This is a genomic window from Streptomyces novaecaesareae (assembly GCF_000716875.1).
GTDB lineage: Bacteria > Actinomycetota > Actinomycetes > Streptomycetales > Streptomycetaceae > Kitasatospora > Kitasatospora novaecaesareae.
On the sequence record NZ_JNWQ01000025.1, the window covers coordinates 33499 to 54919 of the forward strand.

A 21421-nucleotide genomic window follows, 5' to 3' on the forward strand; every position below is an offset into this window, starting at 1 on the left:
CGCACTTGACGGAAGAGCGAAACAGGGCGGTCAGCAGGCGTTTTGCCGATGGCCGATCGTGCGGGGGCGCGCCGGGGCGCGGCCCGGAACACGGCCCGGGAAACGGTCCGGAAAGCGCTCGGGAAACGGCCTGGGAAACGGCCTGGGAAGCAACTCGGGAAGCGCTCGGGAACGCCGATGGCGCCGCCGGAGATCCGGCGGCGCCATCGCCTGCGTCCCGCGGCCTCAGCCGCCCGCGGGGCCGCTCACTCGCGCCCGCCGATCGCGTCGATCGGCGCGGGCCGCATGGCGAAGCGGGTGGCCATCGCGATCGAACCCCAGGAGAGCGCGACGGTGATCGCCACGATCGCCAGCAGGCCGAGGATGGACACGCTGGGCACGGGCGACTGGGTCAGGCCGAGGCTGATGCCGATCAGCGGCGGGGCCGTGGCCAGCAGGCCGAACAGCAGCGCCGAGAAGACCACGATCCTGGCCTCGCCGTTCATCATCGAGCGGATCTGGTCCGGCTTGGCGCCGATGAGTTGGAGCATGGCGAACTCGCGGACCCGCGCCGCCGTCGCCATCACCAGGGTGTTCACCACGGCGATGGCGATGTAGCCCAGCAGCACGGTCTGGAACAGCAGGTTGAGCGCCCAGTCCCCCGTTCCGCCCGATCCGGGCGCGGTCTCGAACGCGTCCTGGCCGCCGACCTTGACGGTCGGGTAGCGGTCCAGGGCGCCGCGCAGTGCGCCGTCGAGCGCCTTCTTGTCGGTCCCGTCCGCGGCCTTGACCAGCACCGCGGCGTCGACCCGGGCGGTGGTGTGCGCGACGACGAGGTCGTTGGGCAGGGTGACGTCCCCGAAGCCCAGGCCGCGCTCGTAGGTGGCCACCACCTTCGGCTTGATCACCGTGCCGTCGCCGAGCCGCAGGTCGATCGTCTTGCCGACCTTCGCCTTGACGGTCTCCGCGACGACCCGGCTCAACGCCACCGTCTCGCCCTGCAGTTGGGCGGTGTCGCCGTCGATCGTCTGGAGGTCCATGGTGTCGGAGAGCCGGTCGGGCGTGACGCCCTGGGCGGCGTACACCTTGGTCGCGGTGCTGTCCTCGGACGGGAAGGTCAGCAGCACCTGCATCCGCGCCACCGGCGTCACCACGGCGACCCCGGGCACGCCGCGCACGGCGTCCACGACCTCCGGGGACACCCCGGCGCCGGAGGAGGCGGTCAGCACGTGGTCGGCGCGCAAGCCGGCCTCCATCTGGTCCTGCCCGGCGGCGATCGTGGTCGAGGCGCCGAAGACCTGCACGGCGGCCAGGGTCACGCCCATGGCGAGCGGGGTGGCAGCCGTGCTGAGGCGCCGCGAGTTGGCCCGCGCGTTGGCCTGGGCGAGGAAGCCGTGGGCCTTGGACTGCCGGTTGAGCTGCCTGCCGAACACCGCGATGGCGCCGCGGAACAGCAGCGGTCCGATGCAGCCGACCGACACGACGAACAGCAGGACGGCGCTCGCCGCGGTGTCGGCGGCCGAATCGCCGGACACCGCCACGTTGTTCAGGGTCAGCAGCAGCCCGAGCGGGATGAGCAGGACGCCGATGGTCAGCCGGACCCAGCCGAGCTTCTTGGGCTCGATGGCGGCGTCCCCGAGCGCCTCGACCGGGCTGACCTTGGCCACCCGGCGCGCGACCAGCCAGCCGCCGAGCCGGGCGCTGACCATGCAGAGCACCAGCGAGGCCAGGAACGGCACCCAGCCGATCTCCATCTGGAAGTCCGGTGGCATCGCGTCCGCGAGGATGAACACCTCGCGCATCCCGAACGCGAGGACGATCCCGGGGATCATGCCGACCACGGCGCCCGCGAGCGACACCAGGGTCATCTCGGCGCCGATCATCCAGTGGATCTGCTTGGGCGTCGCGCCGATGGCGCGCAGCAGGGCGAGTTCGCGCCGGCGCTGCTGCACCGACAGCGCGAGGGTGCTCGCCACCACGAACACCACGATCAGCACCATGGTGCCGCCGAAGGACGCGGACGACTCGACCACCAGGCTGCGGGCGTCGCCCACGTCCAGGAACTCCACGTCGCCGCGTTCCGCACCGGTGTGGGCCACCAGGCCCGGTACGGCGGCCGTGATCCGCTTGGCGAGCTCGGCCGGGGTGACGCCGGGCGCGGCGCCCACCCCGATGGCGTCCACCCGGTCCGGCCGGCCGGACAGCTTGCGCGCCTGGTCGTCGGTGAGGAACACCGCGCCCTGTCGGGCCAGGCCGCCCGCGGGCGGGTCGGCGATGCCGACCACGTGGTAGGAGGAGGCGACCGAGCCGACCACGAGCCGCACCGTCGCGCCGGGCGCCAGATGGGCGCGCGCGGCGAGGTCGGCGTCGAGCACGACCTCGTCGGCCGCGGAGGGCGCCTTGCCCGTGCCCACCGTGAACGGCCCGAGCGCCGCGCCGGACCAGCCGTGCCCGAACACCGGGAAGCCGTCCGGGCCGCCCACCGCGTGGCCGTCCTGGGTCACCACGCTGACCTGCACGTCGAGGTCGCCGACGGCGGACTGCACGCCCGGCACCGCGGCGACGGCGGCGACCTTGTCGGCGGGCAGCGTGACGCGCTCGCTGTAACGGACCTCGGAGCTCTCGTCCAGCCAGTACGACTGCTCCGCGCTGAGGACCACCGCCGTGCCCGAGTAACGCTCGGGCGTCACACCGGTGCTGAGTCCGGACATCAGCAGGATCCCGCAGGCGGTGATCACCGCCGAGCCCGCGGCGATCGCGACGAAGGAGCCGACGAAGCCGCCCTTGCGTCCCTTGATCGTGCTCCACGCCAACGACAGGTCCTTGCGGTACGGCACCACGAGGCGGACCAGTCGTCGAATGAGGCGGATCACCACTCGCCCAGGTGCGTCATGCGCGACGCGACCTGCTCCGGGGTGGGGCGGTGCAGCTCGCCCGCGAGCTTGCCGTCGGCGAGGAACACGACCGAGTCGGCGTGCGAGGCGGCGACCGGGTCGTGGGTGACCATCAGCACCGTCTGCCCCATGTAGTCGACGACGTGGCGCAGCAGTTCCAGGACCTGCTTGCTGGAGCGGGAGTCCAGGGCTCCGGTCGGCTCGTCCGCGACCACCGCGTCCGGGTGGGTGATCAGCGCGCGGGCGACCGCGACGCGCTGCTGCTGGCCGCCGGAGAGTTCGGCCGGGCGCCGCTTGAGGTGCTCGCCGAGGCCGACGGCGGTGAGGACCTCGCGCAGGAAGGCGTGGTCGATCTTCTTGTCCGCGAGCCGCAGCGGCAGGGTGACGTTCTCCTCCACCGTCAGCGAGCCGAGCAGGTTGTAGGCCTGGAAGATGAAGCCGATCCGCTCCCGGCGCACCTCGGTGAGCTGGACCTCGTCGAGGCTCGACAGCTCGACGTCGCCGAGCCAGACCGAGCCCGAGGTCGGGCGGTCCAGGCCGGCCGCGCAGTTGAGGAAGGTGCTCTTGCCGGAGCCGGAGGGCCCCATGACGGCGGTGAAGGTGCCGCGGTGCAGTTCGATGCTCACCGCATCCAACGCCTGCACCGGGCTTTTTGTCGATCCGTAGACCTTGGACACCGAATCTAAGCGAATCGACCAGTCAGTGGGTGTGGCTTGGGATGCAGAACGAGACATGTCAGGGAGCCTACCGAGATCGCGCCGCACGCCGCCACCTGTCCCCCGATCAAGGGAAATTCTAAGAAACTCCTTGCAGGAATTGTGAATTCGGGTGCGCGCGGCCCCGCGCCGTGAATGATCCACCGCCAATCGGCCTTCCCCGGCCGGTATCGGTCGGGGGGCGGATACGACGAAAGACCGTCGCCGCCCGATTCGGGCGGCGACGGCCTGGTCGGACCGCCGGCCGGCGGTCCGACGGTCGGGATCAGCGGAACGCGAACCCGAGCAGGTCGAGTCCGGGCGCGGTGGTGATGGGCTCGGGAACCAGGTTGTCCTTGTGGACGAACCGCCTCAGGTAGCCGGCGCCTTCGGTGCCGCCGGATCCCTCCATCCCGGGCAGGTAGCGGCGGCCGAACCCGTAGTGCCTGCCGCGCCAGGTCAGCAGTGTGCGCTCGACCTCGGCGAACCCCTCGGTCAGTGCCGGAACCCCTGCCTCCAGCACCGCGTCGCGCAGCGGACGCACCGAGCGCAGCGGCGGCACGGTCAGTTCGTAGAGGTGGTCGAACTTCGTGTAGGCCTCGACCTTGCGCGCGTCGTAGCCGTAGATCACCAGTTCCATCATGTGGTAGTTCAGCGACTGGACGGCGCTGGCCTCGCCCGTGGCGTCGCGGAACGTCAGGAACAGCTCGGGGGTGAGCGTCTTGAGCACGTGGAAGATGTGGTTGGGCAGTTCCGCGTACTGGCTCAACTGCGCCATCAGCGCCTGCGCCAGGGCGTCGTCGCGCCCGATCGCCGTCCTCGCCCGCACGGTGAAGTAGCGGATCAGGTAGAAGGCCAGCTCGCAGGCCTGCACGGCACGCAGGAACATGTGCTCGTGGTGGTCGCCCGAGGCGAGGAAGCCGGAGCAGCGGGTCAGTACGGACGCCTGCCATCGCGCCAGTTCGTCGTCGCGCGACCGGTCGATGATCTCGCCCGCCGTCGTGCTGCCGCCGGTCTCCACCCGCAACTGCCGGACCTGCTCGCGCAGGACGTCCAGCCGGAGCAGGCGCTCCTCGGTGTTGTCGGACTCGGTGAGCCGCGGAGCGGCGCGCCGTTCGACCTCGTCGAGGTCGGCCAGCGTGGCCTCCAGGGCCAGCACGGCGCCGGCCACGGGCTCGGTCGGGTGCAGGTCGAGGAACCACGAGTAGACGTGCAGGTTGGCGTAGCGGTAGTACTGCGGGATGGGTTCCCGGCTGAACGAGCGGGTCAGCAGCCGCATCACCTCGCTCGCGGCCGACTGCTCGGAGTACGCCTCCTCGTAGAGCTTGGTCAGCAGGTCGCGCTCACCCGCGGTCAGCGCCTCGCGGCCTGCCCTTTCTTGAATCTGTGCGACCTCGTCGCATCGTCCCGGAAATTGCAAGGACGCCGGTGCGGTTTCCATTTGACCTCCAGGGCTGCGTTCGGGACCTCGTGTCGTCGCCGACCCGTGGCACGACGTTTCACCTCTTGTGACCGATGACCAGTTGCTTGTCCTGCGTGGAGCGGTGCACCTCGCAGTCGACGAACCCGGCGGCCTCCAGCAGGCCGATGAACTCCGCCGAGGTCCGGTGCCGGCCCTTCGCCTCGACGTGCATCGACAGGTTCATCACCGCGGTGGGCAGCGGCCCGCGGCGGTCGTCGTCGAACAGCCGGTCCATGATCAGGACCCGGCCGCCGTCGTTGCAGGCGCGGTACGCCTTGCGCAGCAGCTCCAGGCCGGTCTCGTCGGTCCAGCCGGACAGGATGTAGCCGAACGCGACGCAGTCGGTCGACGGGAACTCGTCGCGGTGGAAGTCGCCCGCGGCGAAGTCCAGTCGGCCCTGCAGGCCGTACTTCTCGACGGTGTCGGCCACGTACGGCTCGACCTCGGGCAGCTCGTACACGGTGGCGCGCAGGCCGGGGGTCGCCTCCAGCGCGGCCACGCAGAAGGGGCCGCTGGCGCCGCCGACGTCCACCAGGTGCCCGACCTCGTCGAGCCCGGCCATCGGCACCAGTTCGCGGGACACGTCGTACGTGAGCTCCCACATGGCGGCCAGGAACTCCTCGGTGAGCTTCGGAGTCTTGTACATCACCTCGAACGGGGCCGGCAGGGCGGCGTCCACGGCCGACTTCCCGGCCGTCAGGTAGCCGTCGAGCTGCGGCAGCCGGCCGATGGTGCTGCCCATCACGTGGCTGAGGAAGCCGCCGACGGAGCGTGAACTCTTGGGGTCGAGGTAGGGCGCCATCTCGGGCGTGACGCGGTAGGCCCCGTCCTCGTTCCGGTCGATGACGCCGAAGGAGTCGAGGAGGACCAGCAGCCGGTCGAGGGTCTCCTCGTCGAGTCCGAGCTCGCTGGCGATCTTGCCGGTGGGTGCCTCCTGGGCCACGAGGAACCCGAACACGCCGTGCTTGTCGGCCAGATGAACAGCGGTGGTCGCGTACACGCCGTAGACCGCTTTTTCCAGGGCGCTGGGCAGCATCAGTCAGTCTCCACATCGTCTCCGTGAGCGGTCCCTCCAGTCGCGATACGGGCGATGTGCGACTGGGACGGAGTCTTTTCCGTTTTCCGCGAGACGAAGCTAGGTGCGGCCCGCGAGGGCCCTCAAGGAGGTTGCCTTGTCGTTCAAGGAGCGGCGCCGAGCCCCCCGGAGCGGGCCCGGCGGATCGCCCGAGCGGGCACCGGACGTCCACGACCGGGCGTAGCCTGCGTCGGACAGACGGATGAGCGGATCGACGACATCGGAGGTGAGGCCTAGATCATCTACGGCCGCTTGTCAATGCCACTGCGACGTGATCATCGTTACGTACTGGAATCGTCACTTCCGCCTTATGGTTTTGATAAGTGACGGTCAACTGGGGCCGCCACTTGGGGGGCCGGCTGAAATCGGCTTGGGACGTGACCACAGTGCTGCGGGGTTTACCTGCGCACTTCTGCCGTCGAGCGCGTGCCGTAGCTCGAAGGACCGTGGTGGCGAGCCGAGGCGTCGACTCCCCAGCATTGACGTGTGTGGGAGACGGGGACTTGAGAATCCACTTCACGGTTGACGACCTCGCGCAATTAAGTATGATTGCAAGTTTAGGTCCTGTCGTTGAAAGCGCATTCGCGCTGAAACAGTTCGGCAGGCAGGGAAACGCCAGTTTTCACGGCTGGCGCAAGGGCGTACGGGAGCAACTGGGTACCCGGGTCGCCGAGGTGGAGCAGCTGGCCGACCGTTACGACGTGCAGGAGCTGCTGCCGCTGCTCAAACTGCACTCGGGCGGCGCCCAGGACCTCGGGGGTGACGACCGCGCCCGACAGCGGGTCAGGGCGACCCTGTTCGAGTTCTGCCAGGCGGCCGTACTGCCGCACTGGCGCCAGATGCGCGGTCACATGGCCTCGGTGCGCGACTCCTGTGGCCGGATCGGCATCGCCAACGGTATGCACGCGCTACTGGACAACCTCCACCCGAAGCTCAACTGGAAGCCCCCGGTGCTGGAGGTCGCCGGGGAGCCGGACCGCGACATCTACCTCAACGGGCGGGGCCTCGTGCTGTGCCCGTCACTCTTCCTGGCCGGCAAGGCCTGCATGATCCTGGACGACGTCCAGGAGAACGGGGCCCCCGTCCTGGTCTTCTCGGTGCCGCTGGACGCGGCCACCGAGGCCGAGTTCTGGGGCCACAACGCGGGCAGCGAGCAGGCGCTGAGCGCCCTGGTCGGGCACACCCGCGCCGCCGCGCTCCAGATGCTCTCGGAGAGCTGCACGACGGGCGAACTCTCCCAGCGGCTGAACATCTCACTGGCCGGCGCCAGCAAGCACGCCACGGTGCTGCGCAAGGCAGGACTGGTCACGACGGCCCGCAAGCGCAACACCGCGCTGCACTCGCTCACGCCGCTCGGCGTGGCGCTGCTGCGGCAGCGGCATTCCGCCAGGACGTAGCAGCGACGAAGCTCCAGGGCCTCCCGTCCGGACGGGAGGCCCTGGGGCGTGCCCCGGGAATCCTCTTCCTGACGAAGCGTCAGAACAGTGAACAGCGTCAGGACATCTGCAATCCACGGAGGGAACACGATGAGCACCAACCCGTTCGAGAACCCGGACGCCACCTACCTCGTGCTGGTCAACGACGAGGGCCAGCACTCCCTTTGGCCGTCCTTCGCCGAGGCGCCCGCCGGCTGGACGGTCGCCCTGCCCGAGACCGACCGGCAGTCGGCCCTCGACTACGTCGAGGCGAACTGGACCGACATGCGGCCCAAGAGCCTCCAGGAGGCGATGAGCGGGCGCTGACCGACGACGCCCGGAGACTCTGACAGAATCCCCCCTGCCCGGCCCTCAGGCCGGGCAGGGGGGATTTCTCGTTGCCGCCGGAGGGGCGGGGCCGGGGCGGCGACGGGGCCGGGGCGACGGGGCCGGGGCGCCCGAGGGGCTGCCATTGCCCGGCGCTCGGTATACCTAGCAATACCGGTTTCTTACAACCAGTGCTACAGCGCGGGCCCGGGCGTCGGTGGTTCACTGGACGTACACCACAACACGCCGGGAAGTTCTCCCGGTGGTCGACCCGTCCCCCCGTACGGGTCGACCTGTCGCGTGGTCCCCAACGGCACGGGGACCACGCGGAAAAGCCGGTCCGTGCGGGGCCGTCGACTTCGACGACCCGCACGGACCGGCTCTCCCGGTCGATCAGCGGTTTCTCTCACTCACCGTCAGATAGCGGACCAGGACGAGTACTTCCGCAGTCCGTACAGCAGCGGCGAGCGGTCCTCCGCCGCCGGGTGCTCCACCCGGAACACCTCGCCGAAGACCACGGTGTGGTCGCCGACGTCGACGGTCCGGCTGATCCGGCAGTCGGCGACCGAGTGCGCGTCGTCGGTCAGGTGCGGACCGGCCGCCTCCGGGTCGGCCGACCAACGCACCAGGTCGAACCGGTGGGGGGTCCCGGAGGCGAACAGGTCCGCCGTCGCCCTGGCACGGGCGTGCAGCAGGTTCACCGCGAAGGTGGAACGGCGCGACATGGCCGCCAGGGTGGGACTTCCCGCCCGGAGGCACACCAGCAGCGTCGCCGGCTCCACCGCCACGCTGCACACCGAGGAGCAGGTCATCCCCCACGGCTTCCCGTCGAGGTCCGACGTGGTCACGACGGCCACACCGCTGGGGAACGTCGACATCAGGGAACGGAACTGCTCGGGAGCGACCGCCGTCACCGTGGCCGAGCTCCCTGCGGCGCCGCCGCCCATCCTGTAATCCGTCATGGTCAGTTGCCGCCTTCGCATGCCAGGGCCGCCACTTTCCAGCGGCGCGCCGCACTTGGTTCGAGCAGGGCGTCGCACCGGCCGGCCATCGCCGTCGTCACCGGTGCGAGGAGACCCGGCGCTTCAGCGCGCCGAGCCGGCCTTCCGCTGCGCCGGCGGGAGGCCGTGCAGGTGGGCGAAGTACTCGTACTGGCTGGGCAGCTTCTCGTTCAGCGCCGCCGTCTGCTCGGCCACCAGCTGGAACTCGCGGTCCGCCGCGGTGCTGTCGAGCTTGCCCAGCACGGGCAGCGGCTGCACCGGCAGCCCGCCCAGGCCGAGGAGGATCGCGCGGTAGGAGTACGACTCGAAGCCGTGGTAGTGCGGGTAGATCGACTCCTGGTCGGGCAGCTTGACCTTCCACTGCTCCAGGCGCTCGGCCAGGCCGTCCGGGATCTCCCGGGTCTTGGTGTCCTTCCAGTACTGGTTGTCGGTGCGCTTCGAGGCGTACCAGTGCAGCACCATGAACTCGCGCAGACCGTCCATGATGTTCGCGGCCTGGCGGTTGTAGGCCTTGCGGAGCTGCTCGTCGGTGTCCTCGTTGCCGACGGGGAAGTTCTTGACCAGCTGCTCGATGCCGTTCTGGATGATGAAGATGCCGGTGGACTCCAGCGGCTCCACGAAGCCGTTGGAGAGGCCGATCGCCACGCAGTTCTTCACCCAGGCGCGCTCGCTGCGGCCGATGCGCATCTTGATGTGGTTGGCGGTGGCGTTCTCCCCCGCCGGGCCGACGAACTCGCGCAGCGTGCGCTCGGCCTCCTCCGGGGTGCTGTACTCGCTGGCGTACACGTAGCCGGTGCCGAGCCGCTCGAACAGCGGGATCGTCCAGATCCAGCCGGCGTCCTTCGCGGTCGCGGTGGTGGCCGGGCGCAGACCGTACTCGGCCATGTCCACCGGCACGCGCAGCGCCACGGCGCTGTCGTTGGGCAGGTGGTTCTGGAACGAGATGAACGGCTCCTTGAGCGCCTGGGCCACCAGCAGGCTGCGGAAGCCGGTGCAGTCCACGAAGAGGTCACCGTGGACGTCGCCCTGCTCGCGGGTGCGGACGTGGTCGATCGCGCCCTGGTCGTTCAGCGCGACGTCCACCACGTCGTCGAGGACGTGCTTGACCCCGCGCGCCGTGCCGAAGCGGGTCAGGAACTTCGACAGCAGCGTGGCGTCGAAGTGGTACGCGTACGGGAACTGCGTGTTCTGCTCGGTGAGGGTGGTGCGGTACTCCTCACCCCGCTCGAAGGTGCTGTCGAAGAGCGAGCCGTCGAAGTAGCGCGGCGAGCGCTCCGTGTCGCACATGTTGGCGATGAGGAAGGAGTCCCGGTCGAAGCGCTCGGTCGGCTGCTTCTGCACCCACCAGTCGGTGAGCGCGAAGCCGTCCACGACGCGGTTGCGCTCGAAGGGGTGGTAGAAGACGTGGCCCGGCTCGCGCCAGTCCTCGAAGCGGACCGCCAGCTTGTAGGTGGCGTGGCACTCGGGCATCCACTCGCGCTCGTCCAGGCCCAGGTAGTTGAAGAAGTGCCGGATCGTGCTGAAGGTGGCCTCACCCACCCCGATCGCGGGCACGTTCTTCGACTCCACCAGGGTGACGTCCACCCGGTCGCCGAACGCCACCTTCAGGTAGGTCGCCGTCATCCAGCCCGAGGTACCGCCGCCGACGATCACCACGCTGTTAGCCATGTAGGTCCCTTTGTCGATTGCTGACGAACGTGTCTGGTCGAGCCTCGCGGAACCACCGGCGCGCAGCCACGTCCTTGACCGACAGGTGAAATTGGGCCGTCAGGGCGCCGCGGCGGTCAGGACCGCAGGTACGTCAGCACGGCCAGCACCCGGCGGTGGCCGTCGTCCTCGGACAGGCCGAGTTTCAGGAAGATGCTGCCGATGTTCTTGGCGACCGTGGGCTGGCTGACGCACAGCGCCGCCGCGATGTTGGCGTTCGTCTTCCCCTCGGCCATCAGCCCCAGCACCTCCCGCTCGCGCGAGGAGAGCCGGCCCAGCGGCTCGTTCATCTGCCCGCGCCGCAACAGCTGCCGGACGACCTCGGGATCGATGACCGTGCCGCCGGTGGCGACGCACTCGATCGCCGCCAGGAACTCGGCCACCCCGCCGATCCGGTCCTTGAGCAGGTAGCCGAGGCCGCCGCGGGAGTGCTCGCCGGACTCCAGCAGCTCGAACGCGTACGCCGTCGCGGCGTACTGGGTGAGCACCAGGACGGCGAGCTCCGGGTAGCGGGCGCGCAGGTCCATCGCCGAGCGCAGGCCGTCGTCGTTGAAGTCCGGCGGCATCCGCACGTCCGTCACCACGATGTCGGGCCGGTGCTCCTCGACGGCCTTGATCAGGTCGCGGCTGTCGCCGACCGCGGCCACGGTCTCGTGCCCGAACCGCTCCAGCAGTTCGACGAGTCCTTCTCGCAGCAGGACGGCGTCCTCGGCGAGCACTATGCGGAATCGGGCGTTCGCCACGGCAGCTCCACGACTAGTTCGGTTGGGCCGCCGGACGGGCTGAGCAGCTTGAGCCTGCCCCCCACCACGGCGACGCGATCGGCAAGGCCCTGCAGGCCGCGGCCGTCCTCGGGCCGCGCGCCGCCCACGCCGTCGTCACCGACGCACAGCACCAGGCGGTCCCCCTCACGGCAGCCCGTCACCCAGGCCCTGCGGGCGCCACTGTGCTTCACCACGTTGGTGAGCGCTTCCTTCACCGCGAAGTACGCCACCGTCTCCACGGCGGACACCAGACGCTCCGGGAGGGTGATGTCGACGTGCACCGGCACCGGGCTCCGGTCCGCGATCTCGGCCACCGCGGCCGGCACCCCGCGGTCGGTGAGCAGCTGGGGGTGGATGCCGCGGATCAGCTCCCGCAGGTCGGCCAGCACGCCTTCGGCCTCCTTGCGGGCCTTGGCCACCAACACCGCACGGTCGGACCGCTCCTCCTCCAGCCCGTGCTCCACGATGCCCAGGGTCATGATCAGCCCGACCAGCCGCTGCTGCGCGCCGTCGTGCAGGTCGCGCTCGATCCGCTTGCGCTCGGCCTCGAACGCGTCCGCCAGCCGGATGCGCGAGCGGGTCAGCTCCTGGACGCGGGCGACGACCTCGGACTCCCGCGGCGCCAGCAGCAGGCGCACGAAGGCCGCCCGGCCCGCGGCCAGCGCGGTCACCAGGTAGGCCGCCGCCGGCAGCAGGACGAGGCCGACGAGCACCACCAGCACCCGGTCGAGCGGGGTGGCGATGTGCCAGTGGCCGAAGACGATGAGCGGGCCGAGGTCGACGAAGGGCTCCAGGAAGGGGGCGGCGATGAGGATGACCACGCTCCCCACCAGCAGGACGCCGCCGAAGTCGATCAGCGGCAGCACGGCCGTCAGCGCGATCGCGTAGCTGAACTCGCGCCAGGTCGCCGCCTCGCCGATGCGCAGCCACAGCCACGCCTTCAGCCCGGGCGCGTCCGGCGCCACGTGCGGGTTGCCGACGCGCTCGGTGTCCACGATCCGCAGGCGCAGGCGTTCCACCGCGGCGACCGGCATGCCGGTCGCCGCGGCCAGGACCACCACCACCATCAGCTGGGCGTAGTCGGGCAGGTTGTCGACGTAGATCAGCCCGTTCATCGCCGCGGCCATGATCAGGAACACGACGGCCCCGCCGCAGGACAGGTAGCCGAGCGACCGCCACGGCCAGCCGGACGTCAGCAGCAGGCGCGGACCGAGGGTCAGCGCCTGCCGGCAGTTCAGCGGGGCCGCGTCCGGCGGGCACGCGTCCGCGCACGCCCGCCGGTCGGCACTCGGGTTCGAGATCACCAAAACGTGACACCAGTGCATATTTCCACGGGCCAAGCCAATACAGGCCGGCACCGACACACAAGGCCGCCGCCAGGTGTTTTCCCTACGATTCAAGGTGGTTGACGACCCCTGAATCGCCGGACCTCGCGGCGGCGCAGTGTGGTGCAGGCGTCACACGATGACGCGCGAGCGGGACTCGGTCGCCGTGTACACCTTGCGGATGTCCCGGATCAGGTTGACCCGCTTCAGCCACCGGTCCGTCCCGTCGTACCTCGGCTGGAACGGCTCCCGCCCGTGGATGACGCGGTAGTTGTCGAGGAAGATGGCGTCGCCGGGCTCCAGCACCACCCGCTCCAGGGCGCCGGTCACGTACGTGTACAGCTCGGCGATGGCCTCCTTCGCCTCCACGTCGTCCTCGTCCGCGGCGCAGGTGTCGTCGAAGTCGATCCGCAGATAGCGCGACTCGGCCGGGCCGAACAGGATCGCGTCGCGGTCCACCGCACCGCTGGAGTGCCCCTGCGGCCCGACGTGCGACTGGTCGGGGCGGTGGTGGAAGCGCTTCTCGGACAGGATCCCGGACAGCCGCGCCGGCAGGTCGAGCCGGTCGGCGCGCACCACGGTGGTGCCGACCTGCTCCTGGTTGCGCAGGCAGTACAGCGCCACGTAGTCGCAGCGGCACTGGTGGAAGGCGTCCTCGGTGTGCAGCGACAGCGGGGCCGTGCTGCTGCCGCTGGTCTCCGAGGTCTCCTTGCCGGGCGCCGGGCACACGTCGTGCACGATGCGGCCGTTCTGCTGGTCGCCCCAGGCGAACGGCTCACCGAGGCCGGCGCTGAGCAGCGTGAGCACGACCTCCTCGCGGAGGCCGGCGCCGGTCTTCAGCGCCATGTCCCAGCCGGTCGGGGTCGGTTCGAGGTCCTGGCGCAGCGGCAGGCCCGAGATCACCGCCACGTCCGTCTCGTCCGCCTGGACCCGCCGGAAGAACTGGCGGACCCGGATCGGCAGCGACTCCGCCACCATCCGGGCGTGCGGGAGGAACTCGGCCGGGTCCCACGGGCCGTACTCGTCGAGCACCTCGTCGACCAGCCAATCGATCTGCCTGCTCTCGTTGGGTTCGATGACGAGCCTTTTCACGCGAACCATCCTTCCGTTCCGCCGGTCGACGGAGTTTGCTGCTGATGAACGTGCCCGGTCGAGCCTCTCGAAAGCGCCGGTGCGCAGCCATGACCTTGACCGACGGGTGAAACTGCTCGGTCAGGGCACGGACTACGCGCGATGCGTCAGGGCGGTGCGGTCGTGGTCCGGGAGCCGCCCCCGCCTGCCGAGGACACCCCCGCAGCGGGCCCGCACGGAAGGTGTGAGAGAGTCGGCCGCCCGAAACGCGAGGAGGAGCCGATGCACGGGAACGGCCCCGGGGGCACGGACGGCCCCGGCGGCGGCCGGGTCCTGGTGGTGGACGACGACGCGGCCATCCGCCGCACCCTGGAACGCGGCCTGCGCCTGAGCGGCTTCACCGTCACCCTCGCCGAGGACGGTGAGACGGCCCTCGCCCGCCTGCTGCCCGCCGCACCGGACGCGCCGGTGCCCAACGCCGCGGACGTCCTCGTGCTCGACGTCTCCATGCCCGGCGTCAGCGGCGCCGAGGTCTGCCGGGCCCTGCGCGCCCGGGGCGACGACATCCCGGTCCTGATGCTCTCCGCCCTGGACGAGCCCGCCGACCGGGTCGCCGGTCTGCAGGCCGGGGCGGACGACTACCTGGTGAAGCCCTTCGCCCTGGAGGAGCTGGTGCTGCGGCTGCGCGCCCTGCTGCGCCGCCGGCCTCCGCAGCCCGCCGACCGCATCCTGTCCGGCCCGCTGACGATCGACCCGGCAACCCGCCAGGCCCACCTCGACGGCCGCGAACTGCGGCTCACCCGGCGGGAGTTCGAGCTGCTCACGCAACTCGCCAGGAACACCGGCATCGTCCTCTCCCGCGAGCTGCTGCTGGAACGGGTCTGGGGGTACGACTTCGAGGTGCGCAGCGACGCCGTGGACACCTTCGTCAGCTACCTGCGGCGCAAACTGGAGGCCGACGGCCGGCCCCGGCTGATCCACACCGTCCGGGGCGTCGGCTTCGTCCTGCGGCTGCCCGGCGGGAACGGGTAGCGGCCGCCGTGAAGCTCTCCACCCGCATCGCCCTGTGGGCCGCCGCCGTCGTCCCGCTGCTGGTCGCGCTGGCCGGACTGCTCCTGCTGCCGCTGGTCGGCCGGGACCTCCGGCACCAGCAGGACACCCGACTGGGCGACCGGGCGGCCGCCGTCCTGCCGAGCGTGCGCGCACTGGTGGCCGCCGAAACCCGGGGCCGCCCCAAGGTCGAGCAGAACCAGCAGCGCAAGGTGCTGGACGCCGCCCTGGACTCGGGGGTACGGGTCACCGCCCAGGACGGCACCGTCCTGTTGTCGGTCGGCCCGCAGCCCGCGGACGGGCAGGCCTTCCCCGCCGCACCCGGCGGGCCCGTCACCGTCCGCGACCGGGGCACGGCCTGGCGGGTGCTGACCGTCCACGTCTCCGGCACCGGAGCCGAAGGCGGCAACGGCACGCTCTGGGTCAGCGAGCCCGGCGGCCTGGCCGGCGACCAGACGGCGGCGGTGCGCCGGCGGGTCCTGCTCGTGGCGGCCGTCTCCGCGCCGCTCTCCGCCCTGATCGGCTTCGCCCTCGCCGAGCGCGCCACCGCACCGCTGCGCCGGCTCAGCCGCCGTGCGGCGGAACTCGACCCGGCTGCCGCCCACTCCCCCGTCGCCACCGGCGCCCCCGCCACCGATACCGGCGTCGCAGGGTCCACCGCGTCGACAGGGTCCGCAGGGTCGACAGGCTTCGCGGCGGAGCGCAGCGGAACCGTCGAGGTGGACGAACTCGCCGCCGCCCTCGCCCTGTTGCTCTCCCGCTACGACGAGCAGGCGCTGCGCACCGCCCAGGCCCTGGAGACCGCCCGCTCGTTCTCGGCCGCCGCCTCGCACGAGCTGCGGACGCCGCTGATGAGCCTGCGCACCAACCTGGACGTGCTCGCCGCCCACCCGAACCTCCCGTCCTCCGAACGGGCCGAGATCGTCGCCGAGTTGCGCGACGACCACACCCGGCTGCTGGACCTGCTCACCGCCCTCGGCACCCTCGCGCGCGGCGACCTCGTCGAGATCGACTCCTTCGCCCCGGTGGACCTCGCCGACCTCGCCGACGCGGCCGCCGCCGACGCCCGGCGCCGCCACCCCGCCGCCGGGTTCACCGTGGAACTCCCGCCCGAGCTACGGGTGTTCGGGTGGGAGCCCGGGCTGCGGATCATGCTCGTCAACCTCCTCGTCAACGCCGCCGTGCACGGGCGGCGCGGCGGGACGGAGCCGGCCCGGGTGACCGTCCGGCTGGCCCCCGCCGGGACGGTCGCGCTGCTCACCGTCGACGACACCGGGCCCGGCATCCCGCCCGGCGAGCGCGAGGCGGTCTTCCACCGCTTCCACCGCCGCCGCGACAGCCCCGGCTCCGGGCTCGGGCTCACCCTGGTCGCCCAGCAGGCCGCGCTGCACCGGGGCACCGTCCGGATCACCGAACCCCTGGGCGGCACCGGCTGCCGGGTGGAGGTCCGCCTGCCACTGCCGACCGCCGACGCGCCGACCGTACGGCTCCCGGCCCGGCGGGACTGGATCGCGGGCGAGGAGCACTGAGTTCCACAGGGAATCCACAAGAAGCCGTCCTACGCTCCCGGCGACCGGGCCGGATCCCGCCGGGTGGGCACCCGCCTGCCGGCCCGGCGCCGGAGACCGTCCACGGCAGAAAGGGACTCCCATGTCCACCCACCGCAACACCTCCGTCCTCGGCGCCCTGGCCCTCGCCGGCTCGCTCCTCGCCGCCGTCGCCGCCGTCCCCGCCCAGGCCGCCACGCCGTCGCCCGCGAGCACGCCCGCGGGCGACGGCGCGAAGGCCATCTGCAAGCGGCTCCCGAAGACCGAGGAGCGCGTCACCAAGGCGCTCACCCGCCTCGGCGGCGACGCCACCGTGGTCGGCTCGGTCGCCCGGCTGCAGCAGCGGGCCGCCGACGCCAAGGCCGCCGGCCACACCGAGATCGAGAAGCTCCTCAACGACCGCCTCACCGCCCGCAAGGCCCTGGTCACCACCCTGCAGACCCGGCAGAACGACCTCCGCTCCGTCGCCACCTGGTGCGCCGGCCACGACCAGGGTGCCTCCAAGTGACCCGCCGCCCGGCCACCCTGCTCGCCGGCCTCGCCCTCGCCGCGACGGCCCTCCTCACCGCCTGCGGCCCCGGCAGCTCCGGCGGCCACGCGGCCCCCGGCCCGGCCGACAGCAGCCAGGTCCAGGACATGCAGCACAAGCTCGACGCCGCCGACTCCGCGGCCACCCAGGCCGACACGGACAGCGCGGCCGACAACGGCTGACGCCGCCCACCCCGCCCGGGCCCAGGGCACGACCCGCCCTGGGCCCGGGTCGTCCGGGTCGCCACTCATCGAGCCGCCGCGGCAGGCTGTTCGGCGTCGCCGACCCCGCCGTCTCGCCCGGGTCCGTCCACCGCGAGGGCGTACGCCGAGGGCTCCGTCGGCAGCTCCGGCAGCCTCGGCTCGGGCAGCACCCGCGCACCGCGCCGCCGCCCAGCCCGCCCCGAACAGCCCCGTCGCGACCAGCCCCGTCGCGGCAAGCCCCGTCGCGACCAGCCCCGTCGCGCCCAGCCGCAACCCCTTGCCGCCCGTGCCGTGCCCGTCCGCCCGGCCGTGAGCGCCGGCAGACACAGCCCCGCGCCCACCGCCACCAGGCCCGCCCACTCGTTGCCCCTCAGGCGCACCCGCAGCACCCGGGCCGCTCCGACGGCCGTCACGGCGAGCGCGGAGGCCGGCGCCGCACATGTCCATCCCCACCCCCACCAGGAACGGACACTGCCGCAGCGCCCCGGCCTCCCACCGCCCGGCCCGGCCCGCGCCGCCGAGGCACAGGCCCGAGGGCGGGGCCGACCAGTCAGCGGAGCAGGTCGGCGAGCAGCAGGTTGGGGTCGGTGCGGGTGAAGTAGGCCGCGCTCGGCACGTAGGCGGTGTCATCCCGGACGGCGACGGAGGTCGGGTTGGACAGGCCGTCGGCGGCGGTGAGCACGGTGTGGTGGCTGCCGTCCGGCTCGACGAGGACGGCCTCACTGGACGGGTTCAGGGTGGCGATCAGGGCGTCGCCGTGCCCGGTGAAGGCGAAGTCGTCGACGCCCGGGAGGCCGCTCGCGCGGACCTCGGCCGGCCCGGCGGCCCCGCAGTCGCCGATGGGGATGCGCAGCAGGTTGCCGCTGTCGGTGTTCGTCACCCAGACGGCGCCGTGGTGCAGCTTGAGGCCGTTGGCGCCGAACGCGGTGACGGGCTTGAGCAGGGCGTCGTCTGACCAGGTCGTGGCGGCGCCGCCGTCCACCGGGATCACGTCGACCACGCCGAGCGCCGAGTCGGCGGTGTAGAGGCGGCCCGCGCACTCGTCGAGGGCGAGGCCGTTCGGCAGGCCGGTGACGGGCAGGGCGGCGATCCGCTCGGGGGTGCCGCCGGGGCGCAGCCGCCAGATGCCGTGCAGGTCGGCGGTGCCGGTGGCGTAGCCGAAGTAGAGGGTGCCGTCGTGGGCGCGGACGATGCCGGTGACGAGCGCGGCACCGATGAACGGGGTTGCGGGGTCGGGCAGGGTGGCGAGGACGGTGAGCCGGCCGTCCGGGGTGACCCGACCGATCTGCCGGGCGAAGGACAGGGTGAGGTCGGCGGAGCCGTCCGGTTCGAGGGCGATGTTCTCGGGCTGCTGCCCCTGGGCCAGGTCGAAGTGGGCGATGATCCGCGGGGCGGACAGCGGCGGAGCTACGGCGACGGCCGGGGTCGCGGCCAGCAGGGCCAGGGCCGCACAGGCCGCCGAGACGAGGCCGGTCGCGGAAACGGCGCCGGCGGCCCTTCCGGTGCGGGACGGATGAACCGGACCAAACGGATGGAACGGACGGAACCGGCGGGGGGATCCGAGCAGGCGGGGCATGGTCTCTCTCCTTGATCGACGTGATCGATGGGGTCGGCGACGGTCGCCTGCCCGTCAGCAGAACACTCCTGACGGAGCGCCACCCCCGCCCGGCCGTCGCGCCGACGGGACCATCCCCCGGTCGGTCGTCCCGTCCGCGCGGCCGGGCGCGTCGCGGAGCTTGGCATCGGCTCCGATCTGTGACGTGGCCCTGTCTAGTTCGTTCCCGTCCTGGTGTGGTGGGATGTTCGGGTCACGGGGTGATGACCGCAGGTGGGGGTGTGTGATTGTGCGCAGTGGACGACTGCTGGGGCTGGACGGGGATGCGGCGCTGCTGGTCGCCGTCGGACTGGTGCGGCTGGGGGCACAGGAGTGGCAGGGTGCGGCCGCCGGGGCGCCGGCCTGGGTGGGCGGCCTGCGGGCGGCCTCCTACGCGGACGCCTGGCTGGCCTTCGACGAGCCGGCGGCGCCCGGGCTGCGGGTGCCGGCGCCCGCGGTGCTGCGGGCGGTCGTCGGACGGGCCGCGGAGCTGGTCGTACGGTCCCGGGCGGGGGACGAGCCGGCCGCGCTGGAGTGGCTGGGCCACCGGTCGGCGGAGGCCCGCGAGCAGGCCCACCGGGACGAGCTGACGCACCCGGCCGAGCCCTGCGCGCTGACCCTGGTGTGGCACGGCGTCCAGGCGGCCGCCACGGGGGCCGGGGCGGACCACGACCGGCGCATCGAGGAGCGGGTCGAGGCGTACGTCCGGGACCGGCACCGCCGCCGGGACACCCTCGCGCTGGTGCTGGGCTGCACTCGGATCGCCGCAACCACGCTGGTGGAGCTGTGCGAGGGCGACCCGGAGCGGGTGGCCGGGTGGCTGGAGGAGGACGCGGCGCGCGCCATGCCGCGCGGCGGCCCCGCGCCGCTGTGGGTGCCGGGGCGGCCCTGACGGCCGCCGCGGCCCCGACCACCGAGCCGCGGCCCCGACCGCCGAGCCCCGACCGCCGGCCGCCTCAGCCGGTGCCCAGCAGCCGGGCGGCCTCGGCCATGGTCGGGCCCAGCGGGAGGTCGAGCCGGAGCGCGGCGAGGTCGTCGCCGCGGGTGGGGCCCTGGTTGACGATGGCGACGGGCAGCCGGGCGCGGGCGGCGCGGCGGACGAAGCGCAGGCCCGACAGGACCGTGAGCGAGGAGCCGAGAACCACCAACGCCGCTGCGGCGTCGACCAGTTCGTAGCAGTGGTCGACCCGGGCGGCAGGCACGTTCTCGCCGAAGAAGACCACGTCCGGCTTGAGCACGCCCCCGCAGTCGGCGCAGGGCGCGACGCGGAACCCCGCGACCAGCTCCGGCCGCAGCTGCGCGTCGCCGTCCGGGCGCAGGACGGCCCCGGGGCGGCGGAATCCCCGGTTCAACTCCTCCAGGCGCTGGTCGAGTTCGGCCCGGGAGCTGGTCCGGCGGCAGTCGAGGCAGACCACCCGGTCCAGTCCGCCGTGCAGTTCCACGGCCTCCCCGGTCCCGGCCGCGCGGTGGAGGCCGTCGACGTTCTGGGTGATGACCGCCGCGACGTGGCCCGACCGGCGCAGCCGCTCCACCGCGTGGTGGCCGGCGTTGGGCCGGGCCCGGGCGAACAGCGGCCAGCCGGTGTGGCTGCGGGCCCAGTACCGGCGCCGGGCGGCCTCGCTGCCGGTGAACTCCTGGTAGGTCATCGGGGTGCCGGTGCGGCGGCGCCCGGTGGCCCCGCGGTAGTCGGGGATGCCGGACTCGGTGGACAGGCCCGCGCCGCTCAGCACCACCGCACCGCGCTGGTCCAGCAGCCGTACGAGGTCGGCCACGCCTGCCGGGGCCGCGGGGTTCGCCGACGGGCTCACCGGGTTCGCCGACGGGCCCGGGGCAGTGGATTCCGACGCCTCCATACCGCCGAGGGTAACCCCGGCCGCGGGCGACACCGGCAGCCGCGGGCACCGGCTGGGGCCCCGGGCTGGGGGCCCGACTGGGCCTCGACTACGGCGTACCCGACGCGAAGCCGACGATCCGCGCCAGGGACGGCTCCCACCCCTCGGTGGTGTCCACGACCAGGCAGGGGGCGTCGGTCGCGATCGGCACCCACGACTCGATCGGCCGCTCCCCCGCCGCGATGCGCCGCAGCAGTTCGGCGTCCGCGTGCACGGCCCGCGAGGGCACGTCCGCGGCCCGGCGGGCGATGCGCAGCCGGGCGAGTTCGGGATCGACGACGCAGCGGACGACCCTCAGGTCGGCCGGCACGGCGAGCGCCTCCAGGCCGGGGCGCCACAGGCGGTCCTGGAAGGCCGCCTCCGCCACCAGGCTCCGCCCGGCCCCGAGGAGTTCACCGATGGTGCGGAAGAACGCGTGCAGCGTCCTCAGGTCCTGGTCCCCTGCGGGCCCGGCCTCGGCAGACTCGGCACCGATCGGCTCGGCACCGGCCATCCGCTCCTTGATCTCGTCCCGGCAGACCAGCGGCCAGTCGAGCGCGTCGGCCAGGGCGTGCGCCAGCGTGGTCTTGCCCGCCCCGGGCGGGCCGCTGACGGCCACCAGTGTCGGACGTCGCATCGTGCCCCCGTCCCGTGCTCGACCAGGAATCCGTGTCGTGCCGCGCGCCAACGCCTCGCCCGTCCGCTCGGCGCGTCCGCACAGCCCCATCATTCTTCCGGGTAAGTCCCGCCGCGGCACTCCGCTCCGCCCTCGGCGTGGACCAGCAGCTGTCGACAGGGCAGATATCCGGCCAACTTGACCGAACCGTACGTCCGTTGAACCGTCTGCCGCTCAAGCTACCCTCTGGTAGCGGAATGTGCGGCCTCCTCCCGCGGGCGGGCAACGCGGGGCCG

General features: G+C 72.4%; 19 protein-coding genes. 7 read left to right on the forward strand and 12 right to left on the reverse strand.

The genetic code is table 11. The features are described from left to right. Positions 1-245: 245 nt before the first annotated feature. From OP86_RS12070 to OP86_RS12085, 4 genes are all read right to left on the reverse strand, one after another. Positions 246-2855 (reverse strand): ABC transporter permease, encoded by a 2610-nt coding sequence (locus OP86_RS12070; protein WP_030058101.1) that lies wholly within the window; start codon positions 2853-2855, stop codon positions 246-248. Further along, a complete protein-coding gene (locus OP86_RS12075; RefSeq protein ID WP_078588595.1) occupies positions 2849-3607 on the reverse strand; it encodes an ABC transporter ATP-binding protein in 759 nt (252 codons plus the stop codon). Before OP86_RS12075 ends, OP86_RS12070 begins: the two co-directional genes overlap by 7 nt. 247 nt (positions 3608-3854) lie before the next feature. Next, positions 3855-4988: a tryptophan 2,3-dioxygenase family protein gene (locus tag OP86_RS12080; protein ID WP_209440342.1), complete on the reverse strand. Its 1134-nt coding sequence runs from the start codon at positions 4986-4988 to the stop codon at positions 3855-3857. 79 nt (positions 4989-5067) lie between these two features. Next, positions 5068-6066, reverse strand: a complete 999-nt coding sequence (locus tag OP86_RS12085; protein ID WP_030256706.1) for a methyltransferase — start codon at positions 6064-6066, stop codon at positions 5068-5070. Positions 6067-6608: 542 nt separating this feature from the next. Here OP86_RS12085 and OP86_RS12090 point away from each other — a divergent pair. Together OP86_RS12090 and OP86_RS12095 are read left to right on the forward strand one after the other, a co-directional pair. Further along, positions 6609-7502: an ArsR/SmtB family transcription factor gene (locus OP86_RS12090; protein ID WP_157849725.1), complete on the forward strand. Its 894-nt coding sequence runs from the start codon at positions 6609-6611 to the stop codon at positions 7500-7502. Positions 7503-7631: 129 nt separating this feature from the next. Next, complete coding sequence (locus OP86_RS12095) at positions 7632-7847, forward strand: MbtH family protein (protein WP_030058095.1); 216 nt, start codon at positions 7632-7634, stop codon at positions 7845-7847. A 416-nt stretch (positions 7848-8263) separates the two neighbouring features. Here the strand turns inward: OP86_RS12095 and OP86_RS12100 are convergent, their stop codons facing one another. From OP86_RS12100 to OP86_RS12120, 5 genes are all read right to left on the reverse strand, one after another. After that, positions 8264-8809, reverse strand: coding sequence for a flavin reductase family protein (locus tag OP86_RS12100; protein WP_234434880.1), 546 nt, complete (start codon positions 8807-8809; stop codon positions 8264-8266). 123 nt (positions 8810-8932) lie between these two features. After that, a complete protein-coding gene (locus OP86_RS12105; protein ID WP_078588594.1) occupies positions 8933-10516 on the reverse strand; it encodes a tryptophan halogenase family protein in 1584 nt (527 codons plus the stop codon). A gap of 116 nt (positions 10517-10632) precedes the next feature. Beyond that, on the reverse strand, positions 10633-11274 hold the full coding sequence (locus tag OP86_RS12110) for a response regulator (RefSeq protein WP_030058092.1): 642 nt from the start codon (positions 11272-11274) through the stop codon (positions 10633-10635). Next, on the reverse strand, positions 11274-12623 hold the full coding sequence (locus OP86_RS12115) for a sensor histidine kinase (protein ID WP_234434879.1): 1350 nt from the start codon (positions 12621-12623) through the stop codon (positions 11274-11276). Before OP86_RS12115 ends, OP86_RS12110 begins: the two co-directional genes overlap by 1 nt. Positions 12624-12776: 153 nt before the next feature. Then, positions 12777-13736 carry a TauD/TfdA family dioxygenase gene (locus tag OP86_RS12120; RefSeq protein ID WP_051829999.1) on the reverse strand — a complete coding sequence of 320 codons (960 nt, stop codon included), beginning with the start codon at positions 13734-13736 and terminating at the stop codon, positions 12777-12779. A gap of 261 nt (positions 13737-13997) precedes the next feature. Between OP86_RS12120 and OP86_RS12125 the strand changes: the two genes are divergently transcribed. From OP86_RS12125 to OP86_RS12140, 4 genes are all read left to right on the forward strand, one after another. After that, positions 13998-14747 (forward strand): response regulator transcription factor, encoded by a 750-nt coding sequence (locus OP86_RS12125; protein ID WP_051830000.1) that lies wholly within the window; start codon positions 13998-14000, stop codon positions 14745-14747. A gap of 8 nt (positions 14748-14755) precedes the next feature. Beyond that, positions 14756-16294, forward strand: a complete 1539-nt coding sequence (locus tag OP86_RS38750) for a sensor histidine kinase (RefSeq protein ID WP_033331691.1) — start codon at positions 14756-14758, stop codon at positions 16292-16294. A 121-nt stretch (positions 16295-16415) separates the two neighbouring features. Next, positions 16416-16820, forward strand: a complete 405-nt coding sequence (locus tag OP86_RS12135) for a hypothetical protein (protein WP_030058087.1) — start codon at positions 16416-16418, stop codon at positions 16818-16820. Continuing rightward, complete coding sequence (locus OP86_RS12140) at positions 16817-17023, forward strand: hypothetical protein (RefSeq protein ID WP_030058086.1); 207 nt, start codon at positions 16817-16819, stop codon at positions 17021-17023. The genes OP86_RS12135 and OP86_RS12140 overlap by 4 nt, the downstream gene beginning before the upstream one ends. Before the next feature lie 571 nt (positions 17024-17594). On the opposite strand, the gene OP86_RS12145 is transcribed toward OP86_RS12140, so the two are convergent. Continuing rightward, on the reverse strand, positions 17595-18620 hold the full coding sequence (locus tag OP86_RS12145; RefSeq protein WP_234434877.1) for a hypothetical protein: 1026 nt from the start codon (positions 18618-18620) through the stop codon (positions 17595-17597). Between the two features lie 262 nt (positions 18621-18882). Here OP86_RS12145 and OP86_RS12150 point away from each other — a divergent pair, with 262 nt between their 5' ends. Continuing rightward, on the forward strand, positions 18883-19530 hold the full coding sequence (locus OP86_RS12150; RefSeq protein ID WP_167344203.1) for a hypothetical protein: 648 nt from the start codon (positions 18883-18885) through the stop codon (positions 19528-19530). 64 nt (positions 19531-19594) lie between these two features. On the opposite strand, the gene OP86_RS12155 is transcribed toward OP86_RS12150, so the two are convergent. Next, complete coding sequence (locus OP86_RS12155) at positions 19595-20491, reverse strand: NAD-dependent protein deacetylase (protein WP_051830001.1); 897 nt, start codon at positions 20489-20491, stop codon at positions 19595-19597. Between the two features lie 88 nt (positions 20492-20579). Then, complete coding sequence (locus OP86_RS12160) at positions 20580-21146, reverse strand: P-loop nucleotide/nucleoside kinase family protein (protein ID WP_030058081.1); 567 nt, start codon at positions 21144-21146, stop codon at positions 20580-20582. Positions 21147-21421 lie beyond the last annotated feature (275 nt).